The sequence below is a fragment of the Bacillus cereus group sp. N21 genome (assembly GCF_016483395.1).
Lineage (GTDB): Bacteria > Bacillota > Bacilli > Bacillales > Bacillaceae_G > Bacillus_A > Bacillus_A pseudomycoides.
This window is the reverse complement of record NZ_JAEHBX010000135.1, coordinates 1-4,797: the sequence shown is the minus strand read 5'-3', so window position 1 is coordinate 4,797 and position 4,797 is coordinate 1. Positions and strand designations below refer to the sequence as shown.

Here is a 4,797-nt window from a genome sequence, read left to right as displayed (position 1 = left end):
GAATTGCATCATAATCTGTCATTGAATAGGCCATGTAGGTTCTATATCTCTATCAAATGGTTTTTGCACCAGAACCAATTAAAGAATGTCGTTTTACCTCGTCCGTTTCTACCGATAAATCCTAGTTTCCAATCCGTATCTATTTGAAAGTTTACACCTTCAAAAATATTATCAAAGCTATCTGGATATGAAAAAGTTAAGTCTTGAACTTTTATCATTGACATAATAATTCCTCCTTTATATATCGACACTTTTCATATAAAGTCGGAATATCCATCAATTTTTTAATTCCTCCATATAAGTTTGATGGATACTAACGACTTATATAGAGCATTACATGTGTAACAATAGTGTCTGAATTACTCATTTTTCTCTCTCCTTTATTTGTTGGGTTAAAGTTACGGATTAATAAATATCGACTTCTATAAGAGAATAAAAAAAACCTCCCAATTTATAAATTGGAAGGATTAGTCTTTCACTTATACTGAATAAGTCCTTATTAATCATTGGAATCATGATAAATAAAGTATGAACTGATTTATAAAAATGGATAGACCAACCCTATATTTTGTAGTTTGAATTTATTAATTTCAAATTAAAATATAGATTAGTTAATCATTATTCACCCATCAGTCCTCTCATAATTCTATTTTTAAAATAACATTCTTTTTTACGGAATGCAATATCTGAATCATCTTCACCTAATCCTATCCAAACTCATTTGAAATTCTTCAATCAAAGAGATAAAGCATCGCATCATTTTTATAAACATCGCAACTTTGTTCAAAGCTTCGCGTCTTTTTTACAAACATCGTGACTTTATTTCAAATTCATACATCAAGCTAAGGTTTTGAAGTACCCCCTAAATGAAAATTTTCTTTCTCTAAAGTTAGTTGCTTTGAGAAGTCAGCTCATTTTTTTCGTTTTGGGGTAATTCTGAATTCTTAAGTTGATGGGCATGGGGTACCGCCACATCGCTATCAAGCTAATATTTTAAAGTATCCTCAAAACGAAAATTTTATCTCTTTATAGTTATCTATAGGAATTTTGCAGGAAATGAACAGAAGGATTTTTGAGGGAATCAAAACGGAGTAAACCATTCCGCTTTCTTAATTCACATAATTTTCAAAATTTCGATCTTCAAATGTTAATATTTGTTATATAATAAACTTATCAAAGCATCGCCCCTAAAGTTGTATTAATATGCCTGTTGAAATTGTTTGTTTGTCCCTTATTAACATTATCTCAAAAAGAACTTGTAGTGATTCCTACAAGTTCTTTTTGTTTTTCTAATTGAACATTAAGATTTGTGATTTTATTTTTATCAAACTTTATTCCAAAGCTACACAAAGAATTCTTTTTCCCTAACAATTAGAATCTAATTGTTAGGGAAATACATATATTTTATTATTATAATAGATTCTATATGTTGATAAATTTTTACATATATTCCAATTGATTCTATATAACTGTATGATTAACTTGCAAGTTATTTTTATTAAGGAGTAATAATGTTGAAACGTGTCATTGATATACGCTCTACAGGTTTAGTAACTTGTGTAATGTTATTGGATTTATCAAGCCTGTAGGCACATGCAATTAGAAGAAAATGAAAAAATGGAGGTTTTACAATGAAGAAAAAAATACTTGTAAGCACATTATGTTCTTTAGCAATTTTATCAGGGGGTACAACAATGGCTGGTGCTCAAACAACTAGCGGAAAGGTAAGTTCTACAGATACAATTAATACAGCGAATCCAGCCTCTATTATTCAAACAAACTACAACACTCAAGGAAAATCACTAATAGCATCAGAAACATTAGTAGCTTCAGTCACTTCTGCACCAACTCCAATGGACGGACAAAAAAATCGTTCAAGTGGAAATTTCAGTATTGAAAATTTACCAGAGAACACATATGCATTAAAATGGGTTATTGCTGGTGCATCAGACGGGATTCATTTTAATGTTATGAGAGATGTTTCTGCTGGTAAAGACCCAGTTATTTGGAACAATATTTATAGCGGGAATTCTACAGATGTTAAAACACACAGATCTTTTTATATCTCAAATCCATCCGGAGCGAATGGAAACTTTACTGTTAATGTTTACGCAATACATTAAATCTAGAATATGAATCATTTTATAAAAATAAACCTCTTGTAAAGAGGTTTATTTTTATAAAGTGATTCATAACATCAGAATAGAAGTCTATCACTTTGATTCTACTATACTTTTATGAAGTTAAAACATTTATAAAACATACTGTTCTTATAAAGAAGATTATATTCTTTATGGAAGTGGAGGGTTATTCCATTCAGATCTCTTCCAAGGAGCATCTCTAGGATCACCATATTCATTAGGATTCAATGTATATTCTGGATCACCATAATAGAAAATATCTGGTTGATTCAAATATGGTATTACGCCTTTTAAAGTATCATTACTATAGATAATCCATGGCTGAATAGAATTATTCCCTTCATCTAAACGTCCATTATTTTTGGAAATTTCTCCATTATAACGAATCTGCACACCATCTTCTGATTGCCATTTCATTGCATGTGAACCGCCATCTACTCCAATAAGAGGATGACCATTATCTTTAGGGATATCTGACCAAGGCTTTATTTTATAGCTATTATGATTAGATATGAGTAAATGTGTGGGTTCTCCATTTTTTAAATACACAAAATACTTTTCCCAATCATGTTCATGATCATTAATCCAATCATTGTCTGCATAATATAACCAATACTCATATACTTCATATTCACCTTTTGTAACACTATGAAAGTATACAGCAGGTCTTTGATCATTTGGACCTCTATTTTCCCATCCTGTTGAACCGGTTCCAAATATTGATTCTCCAATTTTAAATCTAATTAGATTTTCCTTGTTGTGCTCAATATTTTCATCATAAGATTGAAACTTAAAAGCTTGCGGGAAATTTTGTTCTCCGGAATCGAACCAATCTGTTCCGTCAAATTGTAAAGTCGCTAAAAAATTTGATGGATTTTGATTTGTTTGTACCGAAAAAGGTTTATTAACGTTTTCAGCATATGCTATCGTATTACTACTCGTTAACGCAGCTAAAGAACAAAATATACTTAAGTATATTTTTTTATTCATCATAAAACCTCCTATAAAAAGTATTCTCAGCGTCGAATTGTGTTTCTTGAAAATTCTTCATTTTAATAGTTTGCGAAAGAAAATTCTGAATACGGAATGGTGAAAGCCTCTAGTACAATTGGGAGAGGGGATTAGTTGTATTATATATTATTCACTATTGATTTTTAATATCAAGATGTAATAATTATCCTAAAAGATCGATATTTCGCCTTGAGAAAATTTCTGTTCCCAAAGGTACAGCTTTTCGAATATGTTTAATGTGTGCAAAGGTGAAATGAGTTTTACTTTTTATAACTAAAACGTCCCAAAAAGTAAACTTTTTGGAATTATATTATTTAATGGCAATCACGTCTCAATATTATAGGTTTTAAATGTTCCAAAAGTGAAGATAGAAATTTGATTTATATATGTGGGATAGTATAAGAACCTGTTTGCATGTCCTGATTGTTTTTAGGTACAATGAGAAAAAGAAATGATATAGACAGGGAGAGGAAACCCATGTCCAACCAATTAGTGAATTTACGTATTGATTTCGCTTTTAAGCAATTATTTGGTACAAGTGGTAGTGAAGATATTTTAATCACATTTTTAAATGCAATGCTTAAAGACTCTTTAGAGTCACCTATTGCTTCACTTCAGTTAGAAGATCCGCATCTACACCGTGAACACGAGGATGATAAGTTATCTATTTTAGATGTGTCTGCTACATTAGATACTGGTACAAAAGTAAATGTAGAAATTCAGTTAAATAATAATCACGATATGATTAAGCGGAGTTTGTATTATTGGGGAAAATTATACACATCTCAATTACAAAAAGGGATGCCTTATAGCTCGCTTCATAAAACCATTACCATTAACCTGTTAAATTTTGTGATGTTCCAGGAATATAAGGAATTCCATACAACAGGAAAACTGTGGAATATTCAACAACAAAACGTATTGAGTGATGATATAGAAGTTCATATTGTAGAAATTCCAAAATTAATGCAACAATGGCGCGATGAAAAAGTAAATCCGTGGGAGGATTCTTTTGTACGCTGGTTATTATTATTACCGGCCAATGAAGATGAGCACCTGACACAAACATTGGAGGACATTGCCATGAACCAAGATCCAATTTTACAAAAAGCAATGAATAAGTGGGAACGCATGAGTCAAGATTCTTCTTTTCGTAAAGAGTATGAAGCAAGGGAAAAAGCTTTAATAGATGAGGCGGCAAAGTTTGCTCATGCTGAACAACAAGGCATAAAAAAGGGAATTGAAACGGGTATTGAACAAGGAAAGATGCAATTAATTCGTGGAATGCATAAAAACGGTGTATCTGTAGAAGATATTGCAAAACTTACTGGATTAACAGAAGCAGAAATACAACGATTTTTACAAAATTAATTTTTCGAGAAACTATTCTATTTATTAAAAGCAATAAAGACTCTTTATTGCTATAAGAGGTCCTGCCAACATTTTAACGAAAATATACTCTAAGCAAATTTTGACATAAAATGTGGGTGGGACCCTATGCCCATCAACTTAAAAATATTCACTATCCTACAAAGTAAAAAACGTTATTCTTTCTAAACAAGTTAGATTATTAGAAGGAATAATACTTTTGTATTTTCCTATTTTTATGTTGATTTTACAAAAAATTACTTTTATAATGATTTTG

The 4,797-nt window shown here is 30.7% G+C and carries 3 protein-coding genes and 1 pseudogene; 2 read left to right on the top strand and 2 right to left on the bottom strand.

Annotated elements, in window-relative coordinates:
• Positions 1-77: 77 nt before the first annotated feature.
• Positions 78-224: pseudogene (locus JDS96_RS29540) on the bottom strand (Lsa family ABC-F type ribosomal protection protein); the annotation flags it as partial.
• Positions 225-1,631: 1,407 nt separating this feature from the next.
• On the opposite strand from JDS96_RS29540, the gene JDS96_RS32645 reads away from it, so the two are divergent.
• The gene (locus tag JDS96_RS32645; RefSeq protein ID WP_242480026.1) at positions 1,632-2,123 is read left to right on the top strand and encodes a hypothetical protein; all 492 of its coding nucleotides are present in this window, start codon (positions 1,632-1,634) and stop codon (positions 2,121-2,123) included.
• Positions 2,124-2,291: 168 nt separating this feature from the next.
• On the opposite strand, the gene JDS96_RS29530 is transcribed toward JDS96_RS32645, so the two are convergent.
• Positions 2,292-3,131, bottom strand: a complete 840-nt coding sequence (locus JDS96_RS29530) for an NPP1 family protein (protein WP_199668968.1) — start codon at positions 3,129-3,131, stop codon at positions 2,292-2,294.
• A 498-nt stretch (positions 3,132-3,629) separates the two neighbouring features.
• Here JDS96_RS29530 and JDS96_RS29525 point away from each other — a divergent pair, with 498 nt between their 5' ends.
• Positions 3,630-4,523: an Rpn family recombination-promoting nuclease/putative transposase gene (locus JDS96_RS29525; RefSeq protein ID WP_199668967.1), complete on the top strand. Its 894-nt coding sequence runs from the start codon at positions 3,630-3,632 to the stop codon at positions 4,521-4,523.
• The last annotated feature ends 274 nt before the right edge of the window (positions 4,524-4,797 follow it).

What these genes read in the sequence shown, in the direction of transcription:
- JDS96_RS32645 (WP_242480026.1), top strand. Translation starts at nt 1,632, where the DNA reads ATGAAGAAAAAAATACTTGTAAGCACATTATGTTCTTTAGCAATTTTA.
- JDS96_RS29530 (WP_199668968.1), bottom strand. Translation starts at nt 3,131, where the DNA reads ATGAATAAAAAAATATACTTAAGTATATTTTGTTCTTTAGCTGCGTTA.
- JDS96_RS29525 (WP_199668967.1), top strand. Translation starts at nt 3,630, where the DNA reads ATGTCCAACCAATTAGTGAATTTACGTATTGATTTCGCTTTTAAGCAA.